Source organism: Tropicibacter sp. S64 (assembly GCF_049803835.1).
Taxonomy (GTDB): Bacteria; Pseudomonadota; Alphaproteobacteria; order Rhodobacterales; family Rhodobacteraceae; genus Pacificoceanicola.
Map to the genome: position 1 here is coordinate 101762 of NZ_JBNAGK010000001.1, position 16937 is coordinate 118698.

At 64.2% G+C, this 16937-nt stretch carries 16 protein-coding genes; 14 read left to right on the forward strand and 2 right to left on the reverse strand.

Going from position 1 to position 16937, the window contains the following annotated elements:
• The first annotated feature begins 49 nt into the window (after window positions 1-49).
• Entirely contained in the window at window positions 50-658 is a 609-nt protein-coding gene (locus tag ACP159_RS00530; RefSeq protein ID WP_425097655.1) for a sulfite oxidase heme-binding subunit YedZ, read from the forward strand.
• Here ACP159_RS00530 and ACP159_RS00535 read toward each other — a convergent pair whose 3' ends face one another.
• On the reverse strand, window positions 659-1072 hold the full coding sequence (locus ACP159_RS00535) for a MarR family winged helix-turn-helix transcriptional regulator (RefSeq protein WP_425097656.1): 414 nt from the start codon (window positions 1070-1072) through the stop codon (window positions 659-661).
• Window positions 1073-1282: 210 nt separating this feature from the next.
• Between ACP159_RS00535 and ACP159_RS00540 the strand changes: the two genes are divergently transcribed.
• The gene (locus tag ACP159_RS00540; RefSeq protein ID WP_425097657.1) at window positions 1283-1978 is read left to right on the forward strand and encodes a fumarylacetoacetate hydrolase family protein; all 696 of its coding nucleotides are present in this window, start codon (window positions 1283-1285) and stop codon (window positions 1976-1978) included.
• Here the strand turns inward: ACP159_RS00540 and ACP159_RS00545 are convergent.
• Window positions 1975-2613: a TetR/AcrR family transcriptional regulator gene (locus ACP159_RS00545; protein ID WP_425097658.1), complete on the reverse strand. Its 639-nt coding sequence runs from the start codon at window positions 2611-2613 to the stop codon at window positions 1975-1977. The two genes, ACP159_RS00540 and ACP159_RS00545, sit on opposite strands and share 4 nt — an antisense overlap.
• 106 nt (window positions 2614-2719) lie before the next feature.
• Here ACP159_RS00545 and ACP159_RS00550 point away from each other — a divergent pair, with 106 nt between their 5' ends.
• The 12 genes from ACP159_RS00550 (at window position 2720) to ACP159_RS00605 (ending at window position 16936) form a co-directional block, all read left to right on the forward strand.
• Entirely contained in the window at window positions 2720-3571 is an 852-nt protein-coding gene (locus ACP159_RS00550) for a shikimate dehydrogenase (RefSeq protein ID WP_425097659.1), read from the forward strand.
• Window positions 3572-3574: 3 nt separating this feature from the next.
• Window positions 3575-5458, forward strand: coding sequence for a bifunctional sugar phosphate isomerase/epimerase/4-hydroxyphenylpyruvate dioxygenase family protein (locus tag ACP159_RS00555; protein WP_425097660.1), 1884 nt, complete (start codon window positions 3575-3577; stop codon window positions 5456-5458).
• An 84-nt stretch (window positions 5459-5542) separates the two neighbouring features.
• A complete protein-coding gene (locus ACP159_RS00560; RefSeq protein WP_425097661.1) occupies window positions 5543-6352 on the forward strand; it encodes an ArsR family transcriptional regulator in 810 nt (269 codons plus the stop codon).
• Entirely contained in the window at window positions 6349-7347 is a 999-nt protein-coding gene (locus ACP159_RS00565; RefSeq protein ID WP_425097662.1) for an ArsJ-associated glyceraldehyde-3-phosphate dehydrogenase, read from the forward strand. The genes ACP159_RS00560 and ACP159_RS00565 overlap by 4 nt, the downstream gene beginning before the upstream one ends.
• A complete protein-coding gene (arsJ, locus tag ACP159_RS00570) occupies window positions 7290-8603 on the forward strand; it encodes an organoarsenical effux MFS transporter ArsJ (protein ID WP_425097663.1) in 1314 nt (437 codons plus the stop codon). Before ACP159_RS00565 ends, arsJ begins: the two co-directional genes overlap by 58 nt.
• A 215-nt stretch (window positions 8604-8818) precedes the next feature.
• Complete coding sequence (locus ACP159_RS00575) at window positions 8819-10123, forward strand: ABC transporter substrate-binding protein (RefSeq protein WP_425097664.1); 1305 nt, start codon at window positions 8819-8821, stop codon at window positions 10121-10123.
• Window positions 10124-10277: 154 nt separating this feature from the next.
• Entirely contained in the window at window positions 10278-11144 is an 867-nt protein-coding gene (locus ACP159_RS00580) for a carbohydrate ABC transporter permease (protein ID WP_425097665.1), read from the forward strand.
• Window positions 11145-11292: 148 nt separating this feature from the next.
• Window positions 11293-12123, forward strand: coding sequence for a carbohydrate ABC transporter permease (locus ACP159_RS00585; RefSeq protein ID WP_425097666.1), 831 nt, complete (start codon window positions 11293-11295; stop codon window positions 12121-12123).
• 12 nt (window positions 12124-12135) lie between these two features.
• Window positions 12136-13140 (forward strand): ABC transporter ATP-binding protein, encoded by a 1005-nt coding sequence (locus tag ACP159_RS00590; RefSeq protein ID WP_425097667.1) that lies wholly within the window; start codon window positions 12136-12138, stop codon window positions 13138-13140.
• A 60-nt stretch (window positions 13141-13200) separates the two neighbouring features.
• The gene (locus ACP159_RS00595) at window positions 13201-14673 is read left to right on the forward strand and encodes a mannitol dehydrogenase family protein (protein WP_425097668.1); all 1473 of its coding nucleotides are present in this window, start codon (window positions 13201-13203) and stop codon (window positions 14671-14673) included.
• Window positions 14674-14691: 18 nt separating this feature from the next.
• Window positions 14692-15366, forward strand: a complete 675-nt coding sequence (locus ACP159_RS00600) for an HAD family hydrolase (protein WP_425097669.1) — start codon at window positions 14692-14694, stop codon at window positions 15364-15366.
• Window positions 15367-15370: 4 nt separating this feature from the next.
• Window positions 15371-16936, forward strand: coding sequence for an FGGY-family carbohydrate kinase (locus ACP159_RS00605; protein WP_425097670.1), 1566 nt, complete (start codon window positions 15371-15373; stop codon window positions 16934-16936).
• The last annotated feature ends 1 nt before the right edge of the window (window position 16937 follow it).

The window sequence follows — 16937 nt, forward strand, 5'->3', positions numbered from 1 at the left end:
AATGCACGCCCGCCCGTTAGACCAAGGTCCAAACAAAAAAGGCCCTGTCATGTCCCGACTGAACCCTTACTGGCTCTGGGCGCTGCTCGCCCTGCCCCCCGCCTTCTGGAGCTATGAGGCGCTGACTTCCGACAACGCGCGCATCATCCATATCCTCGTGCATCCCACCGGCGAATGGGCCGCGCGTCTGCTGATCCTCACCCTGATGGCGACGCCCCTGGTCATGCTGTTCAAGGGCTGGCGCGGCCCGCAATGGCTGAAGAAGAACCGCCGGTATCTCGGGGTCGCCGCCTTCGGCTATGCCGCGCTGCACACGCTGTTCTACGTCCTCGACAAAGGCAGTGTCGACACCGTCCTCTCCGAGTTCACGCGCTTCTACATCTGGACCGGCTGGGTCGCCTTCGCGATCTTCGTTCCGCTTGCGGTGACTTCCATGGACTATTTCATGCGCCTCATGGGCCCGCGCTGGAAGGCGCTGCAACGCTGGACCTACGCAGCCGCCGTTCTGACGCTGCTGCACTGGGCCGCGCTGCACAACTGGGGCCACCCGCTCGGCGCAATCGTCCATTTCGCGCCACTGGCTGCGCTGGAGGCGTATCGTGTCTGGTACTGGATGAACAAACGCCGGATGCGCCGCACCGTGACCGCCACGCCCTGATCAGTCGCCCTCGCCGTAGGCCGCCTTCAACGCGAGCGCGAGAAACCTCTCGCGCTCGTCGTCGCCGAGCGCCCCGAGGATGTCGATCTGCAACTGGTTCACCGTCGGCCGAAAGTCCGTGAGCAGCGCGGCACCTGCGTCCGTCAGCGTCAGCACCCTGGCCCGCCGGTCCGTTTCGCTGATCTTCCGCGCCACCAGCCCCTTTTGTTGCAGCCGGTCGATGACCCCGCCGATCGTGGCCCGGTCATAGGCGATCAGCGCCGCCACCGTCGCCTGATCCACGCCGGGGTTGGCGCCCACCGCCTCCATAGCCGCGTATTGCACCGGGGTCAGGTCCAGCCCGGCCGCCTTGGCCTCCATCTGAAAATGCTGATGTGCCAGCTGGTGCAGGCGGCGAATCAGATGCCCTGCCATGCGCTGGAATGCCATTGTCGGCCTGACCTCGGACACCGCCGCGCCTCCCTCTCTTCTTCTCTGGCGCAAGAGTACCGAACCGGGCGGCGGGGCGGTAGTATGCATCCTGACAATATGCACGCTTTGCATTCCCGGGCTGGCCTTTTCCGCGACCTTGACTCTAGGGTCGCGCAACCGACTTCCCGTCAAGCAAAGCAAAGGACACCGCGCATGGCTTTCGTGATCGACCCCACCCCCACGCCCTCCGTCGCCGTTCTCGGCAGCGAGGACCGCTTCCCGGTGCGGCGCATCTTCTGCGTCGGACGCAACTACGCCGCCCATGCCCGCGAGATGGGCAAGGACCCGGACCGCGAACCGCCGTTCTTCTTCACCAAGCCTGCGGATGCGGTGGTCGACAGCGGCTCGACCATTCCCTACCCGCCGGAGACCTCGAATTTCCACTACGAGGCGGAGATGATCGTTGCCATCGGCACCGGCGGCCGCAACATCGCCGAAGCGGGCGCCCTCAGCCATGTCTGGGGCTACGGCACCGGCAACGACCTCACCCGCCGCGACCTGCAGCAGGTGGCGAAAGACATGGGCCGCCCCTGGGATTGGGGCAAGGCTTTCGACAACTCCGCCGTCATCGGCCCGCTCAGCCCGGTGTCACAGGTCGGCCATCCGTCTTCCGGCTCGATCAAATTGACGGTGAATGGCGAGACGAAACAGGACGGTGACCTGACCGAGCTAATCTGGAGCATCCCGGAGGTCATCGCGATCCTCTCCCGCTCAATCGCCCTCGCCCCCGGTGACCTGATCATGTCGGGCACGCCCGCAGGGGTGGGCAAGCTGAAACCGGGCGACGTCTGCACCGCCTCGGTCGTTGGCCTTGCCGACTGCACCGTCACCATCGGCGAGCCGCTCTAGACGCAGGCATAGCCCAGAACCGCCCGCACCACCTCCTCGCGCAAGGCTTCCTGGTCCTGATCCCGGAACAGGGCATCGCCGTAGAGCGCGGAGAAGGTCGGGCGGTTCGACACGTTGAAGAAACACAGCGCCGAAATCTGCCAGTGCAGCGCCATTGGGTCCAGATCGGCCCGGAAAACGCCCGCCGCAACGCCCCGCTGCACCAGCGTCTCCAACACTGTGATCGCGGGCGCGTTCACCCCTTGGATCACCTCCGAAGCCCGCAGATGCGCCGCCCCATGCACGTTCTCGATCATCACGAGCCGCACGAAATCGACGTTTTCCCGGTGGTGGTCGAAAGTGAACCGGACCAGCCGCATCAACCCCTGAACCGGCTCCACGCCGTCCAGATCGAGCTCCGCCTCCGCCTCCCGCATCCGGGCATAGGCCGCCTCCAGCGCCGCGCGATACAGCCCCTCCTTGTCGCCGAAATAGTAGTAAATCATACGCTTGGAGGTTTTGGTCCGGGCGACGATCTCCTCGATCCGCCCCCCCTTCAGCCCGTTGGCCGAAAACACGGACACTGCCACGCGCAGAATATCGCCGCGCACGGCCGCCGGGTCCTGCTTCCATGTCTTGCGGGCTGGCTGTTGCATGGCGGCTCCCTCCATCGGACGGCCTAGCACATTTAACCGCACGGTACAAAATCTTTTGACGTGTATTTAACCATCCGGTACAAAGAGCGGAAACCCGGAGAAGCCCATGACCGACCAGCCTGCATCCACCCCGCCCCGCACCATTCAGGTCGGTCTCATCGGGAAGGGCATCCAGCTCTCCCGCACCCCCGCCATGCACGTCGAAGCCGGGCAGGCGCTCGGCCTGGACTACCGCTATGACCTGATCGACCCGGATCAGATGGACAGCGAGCCCCAGTTCACCGACATGCTGGACAGGGCCGAAGCCGCCGGGTTCGCCGGCCTCAACATCACCTTTCCGTACAAGAAGGCGGTCATCCCGCACCTCCACCACCTCTCCGACGCCGCGAAAAACGTCGGCGCGGTGAACACGGTTGTCTTCCGGGACGGTCAGCGCTTCGGCCACAACACCGATTTCTGGGGTTTCGCCGAGGGCATGCGCCAGTATCTCCCCGGCGCCGACATGGCCACCGTCCTGCTGCTCGGCGCGGGCGGTGCAGGCGGCGCGGTGGCGCATGCGCTGAAGGACCTTGGCACGGAAACCCTGTTGATTCATGACATCAACCCCGACGGCGCCGCCAAACTCGCGGCGGAGACCGGCGGCATGCCCGTCACCAACCTCGAAGACGCGGCAGACAAGGCCACCGGCATCGTCAATGCCACGCCCATGGGCATGGCGAAACTCCCAGGCACCGCCATCCCGACGTCCCTGCTCAGACCCGAACAATGGGTCACCGACATCGTCTATTTCCCGATCGAGACCGAACTCCTCCGGGACGCTCGTGCGAAAGGCTGCCGCACCCTGAACGGCGGCGGCATGGCGCTTTATCAGGCCGTCCGCGCCTTTGAACTCTTTACGGGGATAAAACCGGACGCCACCATCATGCGGGCACGCTTCGACGCCTTCGACAGGGGATAAACCATGAAAACCGGCATCGCGACCGTCTCCATCTCCGGCGATTTCCGCACGAAACTCGCCGCCATCGCCGCCGCCGGGTACACGGGTATCGAAATCTTCGAACAGGATTTCATCGCCTACGACGGCTCGCCCAGGGACGTCGGCCAGATGGTCCGCGATCACGGGCTGGAGATCCTGCTGTTCCAGCCATTCCGCGATTTCGAGGGCCTGCCGGAGCCGCTCCGCGCCAAGGCCTTCGACCGCGCCGAGCGCAAGTTCGACCTGATGCAGGCGCTGGGCACCGACCTCGTTCTCGTCTGCTCCACCTGTCACAAATCCGCCCTCGGCGGCATCGACCGCGCCGCCGCCGACTTCCGTGAACTCGGGGAACGCGCCGCGAAGCGCGGCTTGCGGGTTGGCTATGAAGCCCTCGCCTGGGGCAAATACGTCAACGATCACCGCGACGCTTGGGAAATCGTGCGCCGCGCCGATCATCCGAACGTCGGCGTGGTGCTCGACAGCTTCCACACTCTCTCGCGCAAGATCGACCCGGACACCATCCGCCGCATTCCCGGCGACAAGATCTTCTTCATCCAGCTTGCCGATGCGCCGCAGATCGACATGGACCTGCTCTACTGGTCCCGCCACTTCCGCAACATGCCGGGCGAGGGCGATCTGCCAGTCACCGACTTCATGCGCGCGGTCATGGCGACAGGCTACGACGGCCCGATAAGTCTCGAAATCTTCAACGATTATTTCCGCGGCAGCTCCACGCGCGGCGTTGCCCGCGACGGTTACCGCTCGATCATCGCGCTGATGGACGACGTCCGCCGCGCCGAGCCGACCCTTGAGGTCGACCTGCCTCCGGTTCCCGCCCGCGTGAAACCCGAAGGCGTCGCTTTCGTCGAATTCGCGACGCGGGGTGAGGAGGCCACGACGCTCGAAGGCACGCTCCACGCGCTCGGCTTCGAGCAATCCAACAAACACGTCAACAAGGCCGTAACCCTCTGGCAACAGGGCGAGATCCGTATCGTCCTGAATGCCGAAACCACCGGCCACGCCGATCACAGCTGGAATGCCCGGGGCACCGCTGTCTGTGACATCGGCCTTGCCGTGACCTCCGCGCGCGATGCGCTGACCCGCGCCCAAGCCCTTGGCATCGAACCTTTTTCCCAGCCGACAGGTCCGGGCGAGTTGGACATCCCCGCCATGCGCGGCCTCTCCGGCAGCGTGTTGCACCTGCTCGACGACAGCTCCGGCCTCGCCCACGTCTGGGAGACCGAATTCGGCGTGACATCCACGCCCAATGGCGCCGGCCTGACCCGGATCGACCACCTGGCCCAGACCATGAGCTATGAGGACATGCTCAGCTGGACGCTTTTCTATGGCTCTGTTTTCGCAATGAAAAAGAGCCCGATGCATGATGTGATCGACCCGGACGGCCTCGTCCGCAGTCAAGTGCTCGAAACTAAGGACGGCGCACTTCGCATCACGCTCAACGGCGCTGACACCCATCGCACGCTCGCAGGCCGCTTCCTGTCCGAAAGCTTCGGTGCGCCGGTCCAGCACATCGCGCTGGCCACCGACGACATCTTCGGCACGCTCGACGCCCTCGCGCAGCGCGGCTTCGCCCCGTTGCCCATGCCGCAGAACTACTACGACGATCTCGGTGCCCGCTTTGACTTTCCGGCGGGACTGATGGACCGCATGCAGGCACGCAACGTGCTCTACGACCGCGACGATCACGGCGAGTTCTTCCAGGTCTATTCAAGAGCCTTCGCAGGCGGCCTGTTCTTCGAGATCGTGCAGCGCAGCGCTGGCTACAAGGGCTTTGGCGCCCCGAATGCACCTTTCCGTATCGCCGCGCAGAAGCGGCTCAGCCATACACCGGGTGTGCCCGAGAGCTAAGAATTTCCAAGATTTGTGAAATAAAATCCAGCGGTAGCACTGGGCATGCTTGACTCCGCGCTTTAATTCGGTAATTCACGAATTATGGATACTAAAGCGCTCTCCCAGTTTGCTTGCCTCAGCCACCCCCAGCGACTGGCAATCTTCCGGCTGCTCGTGCGCCGCTATCCCGACGAGGTTCCCGCCGGGGAGATCGTCGGCGTGCTCGGCCTCAAGCCTTCCACCGGATCCGTCTATCTCTCGGCGCTCACCGCCGCTGGACTGATCGGCAAGCATCGGATTGGCACCTCCCTACTCTACCGCGCGAACCTCTCCGCCGTGCAGGAGCTCGTGGGATTTCTTGTCGAGGATTGCTGCCAGGGCCGCAGCACGCTCTGCCCGACACCGTCGCCCGTGAAAGCCGATCATCTCAACGTCGTCTTCCTCTGCACCGGCAATTCCGCCCGGTCGCTGATGGCGGAATCGCTCCTGCGTGATGCCAGGGTTCCCGGAATGAAAGTCTGGTCCGCCGGGACAGAACCGCGCCGCACGCCGCACCCGATGGCCATCAAGATTCTGGAAAAACAAGGACATGCGACAAAGAGCCTGCGCTGCAAGCCGCTTGAAGAGTTTGGCGAGGCGCTGCCCCGGGTCGACATCCTGCTGACCGTCTGCGACCGCGCCGCGAATCTCGAAGGCCCGCGTTGGCCCGGCAATCCGCTGATGGCGCATTGGGGCGTGCCAGACCCGGTGCAGGCCGAAGGCGACAAGAAGACCCGCAAGGCCGCGTTTCAGCGAACCTACGACGGGTTGCGTCACCGCATTGATACATTTGCCCGTCTACCCTTGGCGGGGATGGACCGGGCCAGTCTGCAAAAGGCGCTGGATGACATCGCCGCGATGGAGAGACCATGACCACCTACGCACTCAACGGCCTTGGCCGGATGGGCAAACTCGCTCTCAAGCCCCTGCTCGAGTCCGGCGCTCGGATCGCCTGGATCAACGACGCCCATGGCACCCCGGAAATGCATGCGCACCTGCTGGAGTTCGACACGGTCCACGGACGCTGGAACGCTAATTTCACATTTGATGGAAATAGTATCTCAATCAACGGCACCCGCTTGCCAGTCCTTAATTCGAAAAATCTCGAAGAACTGCCGCTCGACGGTGTCGACGTGGTCATCGACTGCACCGGCGCCTTCAAATCCGAAGCCAAACTCGCCCCTTACTTCGCCGCTGGCGTCAAGAAGGTGGTGGTTTCCGCCCCGGTCAAGGACGGCCCCACCGCCAATATCGTGATGGGCGTCAACGATCACGTCTATGATCCCGCGGCGCACACCATCATTACCGCGGCCTCCTGCACCACGAACTGCCTCGCGCCGGTGGTGAAGGTCATTCATGAGGCTTTGTCCATCAGACACGGTTCCATGACCACGATCCATGATGTGACCAACACCCAGACCATCGTGGACCGCCCGGCCAAGGATCTGCGCCGCGCCCGATCGGCCCTGAACTCCCTCATCCCCACGACCACCGGCAGCGCCACGGCGATCACGCTTATCTATCCGGAACTGAAGGGAAAACTGAACGGCCACGCCGTGCGGGTCCCGCTCTTGAACGCCTCGCTCACCGACTGCGTCTTCGAGGTCGAGACTCCGACCACGCCGGAAGAGGTCAACGCGCTCTTCGAAGCCGCCGCCAACGGGCCGCTGAAGGGTATCCTCGGCTACGAGACCCGCCCGCTGGTCTCCGCCGATTACACCAACGACCCCCGCTCCTCGATCGTGGACGCCCTCTCCACCATGGTCATCAATCAGACCCAGGTGAAAATCTACGCCTGGTACGACAACGAATGGGGCTACGCCAACCGCCTTGTCGATGTCGCACTCATGGTAGGAAAATCGCTGTGAAACAGGGGCTTGCGGCCTACATCGCGGTCACTGCCGCCTATTGGGCCTTCATGCTCACCGATGGGGCACTGCGGATGCTGGTGCTGTTGCACTTCCATTCGCTTGGCTTCTCGCCGGTGCAACTCGCCTACCTGTTCGTGCTCTACGAGATCGCCGGAGTGGTCACCAACCTCTCTGCCGGTTGGATCGCGGCACGTTTCGGATTGACGTCGACGCTCTACGCTGGCCTCGGCCTTCAGATCGTCGCCCTTTTGGTGCTGACCCAGCTGGATCTGGGCTGGGCCGTCGCCACCTCCGTGACCTTCGTGATGCTGGTGCAGGGCGCGTCGGGCGTGGCCAAGGACCTCGCCAAGATGTCCTCCAAATCCGCCGTCAAACTCCTCGCCCCCGGCGAGGGCGATGGCCTGTTCCGCTGGGTCGCCCTGCTGACCGGCTCGAAGAACGCCGTCAAGGGGTTCGGCTTCCTGGTCGGTGCGGCCCTGCTCGCCACCTTCGGTTTCAACGCGGCGATCCTTGGTATGGCCGCCGTTCTCGCGCTGATCCTGGCCGCAGTTGCGATGAAAATGCCCTCCGGCCTGCCGGGCGGGCGGAAGGATGCGAAATTCTCGGAAGTCTTCTCGAAGAACCCCAACATCAACTGGCTCAGCCTCGCCCGTGTCTTTCTCTTCGGGGCGCGTGACGTCTGGTTCGTCGTCGGCATCCCGATCTATTTCTACGCGGTGCTCTCCGACGGCACCGAGGCGGGCAACCGCGCCGCCTTCTTCATGATCGGCACGTTCATGGCGGGCTGGATCATCCTTTACGGCATGGTGCAGGCCAGCGCCCCGCGCCTGCTCAGGGCCAGATCCCGCACGGTCGCCGAGGTCACCACCCTCGCCCGCAGCTGGGCCCTCGCGCTCGCGACGGTGCCCGGCACGCTGGCCCTCCTGACATGGTTCTCAGGCGCACCCTCGCCTTGGCTGACCGCCCTATTGGTGCTGGGCCTGCTCCTCTTCGGGGCTCTCTTCGCGGTCAATTCGGCACTGCACAGCTACCTGATCCTCGCCTTCACCACCGGCGAACGGGTCACCATGGACGTCGGTTTCTACTACATGGCCAACGCCGCAGGACGGCTCATGGGAACGCTGCTCTCCGGCCTCAGTTTCCAGGTCGGCGGACTGCCGCTGTGTCTTGGCACTGCGACGGCAATGGTCTTGATCAGTGCGGTTGCAGCCCGCAGACTGACACCTGTCAAAGGCGAAACTGCGCCTGCGTGAATCGTTTTCAACGATACAAACTGACCGCATTCGCGCGAGAACACCCCGCGTTTCACCTGTGGTTAACAGAAAACTAATCCAAGCAATTTCATTGCCTTATATCTCAAATTGCCTTGCTTTGCGGCAGCGCAGAAACGATTTTTGTTGACCGTTAGCGCCTGACCTGTGAATATTTGCTCATGAGCTTAGCAATCGCTCAAACCGGGAGGAAACTCATGAACACCACGATCCGCGCCCTTCTGGGCGCTACTGCGCTTACGGCCACCGCTTTTGCTGTATCCGCAGAAAACCTGACCATCGCGACCGTGAACAACGGCGACATGATCCGCATGCAGGGTCTGACCGATGACTTCACCGAGAAGACCGGCCATACCGTCGAGTGGGTCACGCTCGAGGAGAACGTCCTGCGTCAGCGCGTCACCACCGACATCTCGACCAAGGGCGGCGCCTTCGACATCATGACCATCGGCATGTACGAGACCCCGATCTGGGGGGCGAACGGCTGGCTGGTTCCGCTGGACGACCTCAGCGAAGGCTATGACGTCGCCGACATCCTGCCGGCCATGGCTGGCGGTCTGTCCCACGACGGCACGCTCTACGCGGCACCGTTCTACGGCGAAAGCTCGATGATCATGTACCGCACCGACCTGATGGAAAAGGCCGGTCTGGAGATGCCGGAGTCCCCGACCTGGGATTTCATCCGCGAAGCCGCGGCAGCGATGACCGACCGCGACGCCGACATCAACGGCATCTGCCTGCGTGGCAAGGCCGGTTGGGGTGAGGGCGGCGCCTTCATCACCGCGATGTCCAACTCCTTCGGCGCGCGCTGGTTCGACATGGATTGGAACCCGCAGTTCGACACCGACGCCTGGAAGGAAACGCTGACCTTCTTCAAGGGCATGATGGACGAATCCGGCCCCGCCGGTTACGCCACCAACGGCTTCAACGAGAACCTGTCGCTGTTCCAGCAGGGCAAGTGCGGCATGTGGATCGACGCCACCGTGGCGGCGTCCTTCGTGACCAACCCGAACGAATCCACCGTGGCGGACAGCGTCGGTTTCGCGCTGGCGCCGAACACCGGCAAGGGCAAGAACGCCAACTGGCTCTGGGCCTGGGCCCTCGCCATCCCGGCAGGCACCCAGAAGGAGGCCGCGGCGAAAGAGTTCATCGAATGGGCCACCTCGAAGGACTACATCGAGCTCGTCGCCGCGGAAGAAGGCTGGGCCAACGTGCCCCCGGGCGCACGCACCTCGCTCTATGAGAACCCCAACTACATGGAAGTGCCCTTCGCACAGATGACGCTGGACTCCATCCTCTCGGCTGACCCGAACAACCCGACCGTGGACCCCGTGCCCTATGTCGGCGTCCAGTTCGCGGCCATTCCGGAGTTTGCCGGCATCGCCACCGAAGTGAGCCAGGAGTTCTCCGCTGCCTACGCCGGTCAGCAGACCGTCGAAGAGGCGCTCGAGAAGGCCCAGGCGATCACCAACGACGCCATGGAAGCCGCAGGCTACAAGTAATCTTCCCGTGTCGGGGGACGGCCATCGCGCCGCCCCCCGATATGACCCGGACATTCCGGCGTCTTGCCCACAGACGCGTTAGTTCCTTTTCCAAGATCGACACACCCCGCCGGACGGCGGATCGAAACACCCGCTACCGAGGGAGGATGAAGACATGGCGACGCAACAGTCGCGGTCAGCAGCCCGAATGATGATGGCCCCCGCCGTTGTCCTGCTGCTGGGGTGGATGCTGGTTCCACTCATCATGACGCTGTACTTTTCGTTCAAGAACTATCTGCCGTTGCGTGGCGGCGATCTTGGCTGGGCAGGGTTCGACAATTACATCCGCTTCGTGACATCGAGCAGCTTCTGGCCCTCGGTCCAGACCACGCTGATCATCGTCGGCGGCGTTCTGGTCATCACCATCTGCCTCGGCGTGCTGCTGGCGATCCTGCTGGACCAGCCGATGTGGGGACAGGGCATCGTCCGCATCCTCGTCATCGCGCCATTCTTCGTCATGCCCACCGTCTCGGCGCTGGTCTGGAAGAACATGTTCATGGACCCGATCAACGGCCTGTTCGCCCACCTGTGGAAATTCTTCGGGGCAGAGCCGATCCAATGGCTGTCCCAGGCCTCGCTGCCTTCGCTGATCATGATCGTCAGCTGGCAATGGCTGCCCTTCGCCACGCTGATCCTGCTCACCGCCATCCAGTCGCTCGACAGCGAGCAACTCGAAGCGGCGGAAATGGACGGCGCCCCGGCGCTGAAACGCTTCTACTACATCATCCTGCCCCACCTCAGCCGCGCCATCACCATCGTGGTCCTGATCCAGACGATCTTCCTGCTGGGGATCTTCGCGGAGATCTTCGTCACCACCGGCGGCGCCTTCGGTACCAAGACCCTCTCCTACCTGATCTTCCAGCGCGTGCTGGAGAGCCAGAACATCGGCCTTGGATCGGCGGGCGGTGTCTACGCCATCATCCTCGCCAACATCCTCGCCGCCTTCCTGATGCGCATCGTGGGGAAGAATCTCGATGCCTGATCCCATCTCGCACCCCCGCGCCATCCCTCTCCCCGCCCCCGTCTTCTTTGGTCCCCAAATACCGCGGAGGGGCCTGGGGAGGCAGAGCCTCCCCAGCGGGTCGGATTGCGCAGCAATCCGAAACACCTTGAACGAAAGGACCTGACCCATGGCACGCGCAGTCACACAGCAACGCAAGACCATCAACACGGCCCTCGCCTGGGCGGTCGGGCTCCTGATCTTCTTCCCGATCCTCTGGACCATCCTCACCAGCTTCAAGACCGAGGCGCAGGCCATCAACGACCCGCCCATCTGGTTCTTCTTCGACTGGACGCTGGAGAATTACGCGGTGGTGCAGGAGCGCTCGGATTACATGAAGTTCCTCTGGAACTCGGTCATCATCGCCGGCGGCTCCACCGTTCTCGGCGTGCTGATCGGCATCCCCGCCGCCTGGTCCATGGCCTTCGTGCCGTCGAAGCGGACCAAGGACATCCTTCTGTGGATGCTCTCCACCAAGATGCTCCCCGCGGTCGGCGTGCTTTACCCGATCTACCTGATGTTCATCAAACTCGGCCTTCTCGACAGCCGCTTCGGCCTCGTCATCGTGCTGATGCTCATCAACCTGCCGATCATCATCTGGATGCTCTACACCTACTTCCGCGAAATTCCGGGGGAAATCCTCGAAGCGGCGCGGATGGACGGGGCATCGCTCAAGGAGGAGATCCTCTATGTCCTGACCCCGATGGCGGTCCCGGGCATCGCCTCGACGCTGCTGCTGAACGTGATCCTGGCCTGGAACGAGGCCTTCTGGACGCTGAACCTCACCGCCGCCAACGCGGCGCCGCTGACGGCCTTCATCGCCAGCTACTCCTCGCCCGAGGGCCTGTTCTACGCCAAGCTCTCCGCAGCCTCCGTCATGGCTATTGCCCCGATCCTCATCATGGGCTGGTTCAGCCAGAAACAACTCGTCCGCGGCCTCACCTTCGGCGCAGTGAAATAAGGAATTCGAACTATGGGACGCATTACCCTCGACAAGGTGACCAAGAGCTTCGGTGAAGTGAACGTCATCCCGCCCCTCGACCTGACCATCGAAGACGGTGAGTTCGTCGTCTTCGTCGGCCCCTCGGGCTGCGGCAAGTCCACCCTCCTGCGGCTGATCGCCGGGCTTGAGGATGTCACCTCCGGCCAGATCCGCATCGACGGAAACGACGCCACGGCCCTGCCGCCCGCCAAGCGCAGCCTCGCCATGGTGTTCCAGAGCTACGCCCTCTACCCGCACATGACCGTGCGCAAGAACATCGCCTTCCCGATGAAGATGGCCGGTGTGCCCGAGGACGAGCAGAAGCGCCGGATCGACAGTGCCGCCAAGGCGCTGAACCTGACGGACTATCTCGACCGCCGCCCCGGGCAGCTTTCCGGTGGTCAAAGACAGCGCGTCGCCATCGGTCGCGCCATCGTCCGCGAGCCCGCCGCCTTCCTCTTCGACGAGCCGCTCTCGAACCTCGACGCGGCGCTGCGGGTCGGCATGCGCATGGAGATCTCCGAGCTGCACAAGAAGCTCGACACCACGATGATCTACGTCACCCACGACCAGGTCGAAGCCATGACCATGGCCGACAAGATCGTCGTGCTGCAGGCCGGCGTGATCGAGCAGGTCGGCAGCCCGCTGGAGCTTTACCGTGCCCCGCGCAACCGTTTCGTCGCGGGCTTCATCGGCTCGCCCAAGATGAACATCTTCGAAGGTCCGGAGGCGGCCAAGCATAACGCCCATGCCATCGGGGTCCGTCCGGAGCATCTGCAGGCCTCCAAGGAAAGCGGCCTGTGGCAGGGCACCGTCGGCGTCTCCGAACACCTCGGTTCCGACACCTTCCTGCACGTCCACAACACCGGCCTCGACGAGACGATCACCGTGCGCGTCGGCGGCGAGTTCGACGCCCACCACGGCGACACCGTCTATCTGACTCCCGAAGCGGACAAGATCCACCGCTTCGGCAAGGACGGCCTGCGTATCGAGTGATCTTTCCGGGACAGGGCGACACGCCCTGTCCCCAACCCACCCAATCCCCGGGGAAATCCCATGACCCTCAAACTCTGCAACGCCACCCTGCCCGATCTGCCGGTGACCGTCGGTCATCCAGGCTATGACCGCAGCGCCCTGAGCGCGGGCATTCTGCATTTCGGCGTCGGCAATTTCCACCGCGCCCACCAGGCGACCTACCTCGACAGCCTCATGGCCATGGGCGAGGCGCAGGATTGGGCGCTTGTCGGCGCCGGTGTCTTCGAAGGCGAAAAGCGCGGCCGTGACATCCTCATGGCGCAGGACTGGCTGACCACGCTGGTCGAGCAGGAGGCGAACAAGTCCGAGGCCCGCGTACTCGGCTCCATGATCGACTTCATCGAGCCCGCCAACGCCCCCGCGACCATCGCCCGCATGACCGAGGCGGACATCCGCATCGTCTCCATGACCATCACCGAGGGCGGCTATTTCCTTGACGCCAAGGACAATTTCGACCCCAAGCATCCCTCCATCGCCCATGATGCGGAGAACCCGGACAGCCCGAAAACCGTCTTCGGCATGATCCTCTGCGCGCTCAAGGCCCGCCGCGACGCTGGCCTTGCGCCCTTCACCATCATGTGTTGCGACAACATTCCCCACAATGGCGCGGTCACCCGGCGCACCCTGACCGGCCTTGCGCGGCTCACAGATTCCGCCTTCGCCGACTGGATCGAGTCCAATGTCGCCTTCCCCAATGCCATGGTGGACCGCATCACCCCGGCCACCACGGACCGCGAGCGCGGCATTCTGCGCGAAGAGTTCGGCATCGAGGACGGCTGGCCGGTGTTCTGCGAGGACTTCACGCAATGGGTGCTGGAGGACAACTTCCCGCTCGGCCGTCCGCCGCTGGAAAAGGTCGGCGTGCAGTTCACCCCCGACGTGATCCCCTTCGAGTTGATGAAACTGCGAATCCTCAACGCCGGTCACGCGGTCATCGCCTACCCGGCTGGCCTCATGGACATCCACTTCGTGCATGAGGCGATGGAGCACCCGTTGATCCGCGCCTTCCTGCGCAAGATCGAAACCGAGGAGATCGTCCCGCACGTCCCGCCGGTCCCGAACACCGACACCTCCGCCTATTTCGACAAGATCGAGGAGCGGTTCTCCAACCCCAAGATCGGCGACACCATCCGCCGCCTCTGCCTTGACGGCTCCAACCGCCAGCCGAAATTCGTCATTCCCGCCCTGCGCGACGCACTGGCCGCGGGGGCGAAGTTCGACGGCCTCGCGCTGGAATGCGCGCTCTGGTGCCGCTACTGCGCCGGAACCACCGATTCCGGGGCGGAGATCGCGCCGAACGACCCGAATTGGGACAAACTCGTCCCCATCGCCCGCGAAGCGAAGACCCGCCCGCAAGCATGGCTTGAACAAGACGCGGTTTACGGCGACCTTGCGCAGAACGAGGCCTTCGCCGAGCGATTTGCGCACTGGCTGGAGGCTCTCTGGAAAGACGGAACCAAGGCGGTCCTGACCCGCTACATCGAAAGCAGTTGAGGCATGATGGATGGCGGGATGCAACGGGGCCTTGTGATCTTCGATTGCGACGGTGTGCTCGTGGACAGCGAACCGATTTCCCTCGCGGTCACCCTCGACACCCTCGCCGCCCTCCATTGCCCCATGACCGAGCAGCAGGGCTATGACCAGTTGCTCGGCAAATCGGCCTCCTCCAATGCCAAATGGCTGCGCGACAGCTGCAATCTCGAACTGTCGGACGCGCAGGTCGATCAGATGCGCGAACGGCTCTACGCCCGGTTCCGCGCCGAACTCCAGCCGATCCCGGGCATCGCCGAGGCCATCCGCGCGCTGCCCCTGCCCGCCTGCGTCGCCTCCTCCTCACAGCCAGAGCGCATCCACCTCTCGCTGCGTCTCACCGGCCTCGCGGACCTGCTGGAGCCCTATATCTACAGCGCCACCATGGTCGACAACGGCAAGCCCGCTCCGGACCTGTTCCTCTACGCCGCGAAACAGCGGGGCACCCTGCCGAACCACTGCATTGTCGTCGAGGACAGCCCCGCCGGGGTCGCCGCTGCCAAAGCCGCCGGAATGCGCGTCATCGGCTTCACCGGCGGCAGCCACGCCGGCCCGGCCAACCTGCATGATAAACTTGCAAAACTCGCGCCGGATGCCATCATCGCCGATATGCACGACTTGCCCGACCAAATCGACCTCCTGATCAACGCCCGGTGACTTCATGACATCCCATGTCTGCGCCGTGGACGTCGGAACCCGCAGCGCCCGCGCGGGCATCTTTTCGAAGGCGGGCGCCATGCTCTCGCGCGAAGTTGCGGCCTTTCCCGTACACGAGGAAGACGGCAGCCGGGCCGAATACGCCTCCTCCGACATCTGGCAGGCGGTCTGCACAGCCACCCGCGCCGCGATCGAAGCCTCCGGCGTCGATCCCGCCGACATCCGGGCGATCGGCTTCGACGCCACCTGCTCGCTCGTGCTGCTCGATCAGGCGCATGATCCGCTGCCGCTTGGTCCCGGCAACCGCGACACCATCGCGTGGTTCGACCACCGCGCGGTGCGGGAAGCCCGCGATTGCACCGCCACCGGCGCCGAACTGATCCGCCATCTTGGCCTGACCATGTCACCGGAGATGCAGACACCCAAGCTGCTCTGGCTCAAGCGCAACCGTCCGGACCTGTGGTCCGTGCTCGGATGGGCCGGGGATCTCGCCGATTTCCTCGTGCTCAGATCCACCGGGCGGAACGCGCGGTCCGTCTGCACCACTGCCGCGAAATGGCCCTGTCTGCCCGCCGCCGGAGGCTGGCAGACGGGGTTCCTCGCAGACCTCGCCCTCTCGGACCTGCCGGAGCGGGCCGACCTTCCGGACGAGCTGCTGCCTGTGGGCGCACCCGCCGGGACACTCACGCCCGGCGCCGCCCGGGACCTTGGCCTGACCGCGACCTGCCAGGTCGCCAGCGGCGCCATCGACGCGTTCGCCGGAGCCCTGGGTACGCAGGGTCTTTTCTCACAAGCGCCTGACAAACCTCAACAAACGCTCATCACCGGCACGTCCAACTGCATCATGTCCATCGGCCCGGACCCGCTGTATCGGTCCGGCATCTGGGGGCCTTACCTCGGCGCGGTCCTGCCCGGCAAATGGGTCAGCGAAGGCGGCCAGTCCGCCGCCGGGGCGCTGCTCGACCACATCCTCGACACCTGGCCCGGCACTCCGAAGCCGACCCACGCGCAGATCGTCAGCCGTCTCGACGCGCTCATCGCCCGGCATGGCCCCGGGTTTGGCGGGCACATCCACGTTCTGCCTGACTTCAACGGCAACCGTGCGCCGCTCTCAGACCCGATGGCCAAGGGTGTCATCAGCGGTCTGACCCTCGACCGCAGCCTTGATGGCCTCTGCGCCCTATACTGGCGTGCTGCGCTGGCACTCGCGCTTGGCGTGCGGCAGATCATCGAACACATCGGTGATGCTGGCGCTGCCTCCGCCGATCTGGCGGTGATCGGCGGCATGACCCGCAGCAACCTGCTGACCCAGCTGTTCGCCGATGTCACCGGCCGCCGCGTGCTGCGCCAAAGCGGGCAGGACACCGTGCTGCTCGGCACCGCCACCATGGCCTTCGCCTGCCTCGAGACCGCGCCCGACCTGACCGCCATCGCCCGCGCCATGGCCAATGAGCCGGATGTCTTCACGCCCGATTCCGCCGCGCAAGCGGCCTATGCCCGGGATTACGTGGCCTTCCTGAAGATGCAGGACCACCGCGCCGAACTCATCGCCCTAACCGGCATCAAATAAT

Excerpts from the sequence above, each read along its gene's own strand:
- ACP159_RS00605 (WP_425097670.1), top strand. The coding sequence starts at position 15,371 with ATGACATCCCATGTCTGCGCCGTGGACGTCGGAACCCGCAGCGCCCGC.
- ACP159_RS00600 (WP_425097669.1), top strand. The coding sequence starts at position 14,692 with ATGCAACGGGGCCTTGTGATCTTCGATTGCGACGGTGTGCTCGTGGAC.
- ACP159_RS00560 (WP_425097661.1), top strand. The coding sequence starts at position 5,543 with ATGGATACTAAAGCGCTCTCCCAGTTTGCTTGCCTCAGCCACCCCCAG.
- ACP159_RS00565 (WP_425097662.1), top strand. The coding sequence starts at position 6,349 with ATGACCACCTACGCACTCAACGGCCTTGGCCGGATGGGCAAACTCGCT.
- ACP159_RS00550 (WP_425097659.1), top strand. The coding sequence starts at position 2,720 with ATGACCGACCAGCCTGCATCCACCCCGCCCCGCACCATTCAGGTCGGT.
- ACP159_RS00580 (WP_425097665.1), top strand. The coding sequence starts at position 10,278 with ATGGCGACGCAACAGTCGCGGTCAGCAGCCCGAATGATGATGGCCCCC.
- ACP159_RS00590 (WP_425097667.1), top strand. The coding sequence starts at position 12,136 with ATGGGACGCATTACCCTCGACAAGGTGACCAAGAGCTTCGGTGAAGTG.
- ACP159_RS00595 (WP_425097668.1), top strand. The coding sequence starts at position 13,201 with ATGACCCTCAAACTCTGCAACGCCACCCTGCCCGATCTGCCGGTGACC.
- ACP159_RS00585 (WP_425097666.1), top strand. The coding sequence starts at position 11,293 with ATGGCACGCGCAGTCACACAGCAACGCAAGACCATCAACACGGCCCTC.
- ACP159_RS00530 (WP_425097655.1), top strand. The coding sequence starts at position 50 with ATGTCCCGACTGAACCCTTACTGGCTCTGGGCGCTGCTCGCCCTGCCC.
- ACP159_RS00575 (WP_425097664.1), top strand. The coding sequence starts at position 8,819 with ATGAACACCACGATCCGCGCCCTTCTGGGCGCTACTGCGCTTACGGCC.
- ACP159_RS00535 (WP_425097656.1), bottom strand. The coding sequence starts at position 1,072 with ATGGCAGGGCATCTGATTCGCCGCCTGCACCAGCTGGCACATCAGCAT.
- ACP159_RS00540 (WP_425097657.1), top strand. The coding sequence starts at position 1,283 with ATGGCTTTCGTGATCGACCCCACCCCCACGCCCTCCGTCGCCGTTCTC.
- ACP159_RS00545 (WP_425097658.1), bottom strand. The coding sequence starts at position 2,613 with ATGCAACAGCCAGCCCGCAAGACATGGAAGCAGGACCCGGCGGCCGTG.
- ACP159_RS00555 (WP_425097660.1), top strand. The coding sequence starts at position 3,575 with ATGAAAACCGGCATCGCGACCGTCTCCATCTCCGGCGATTTCCGCACG.
- arsJ (WP_425097663.1), top strand. The coding sequence starts at position 7,290 with ATGGGGCTACGCCAACCGCCTTGTCGATGTCGCACTCATGGTAGGAAA.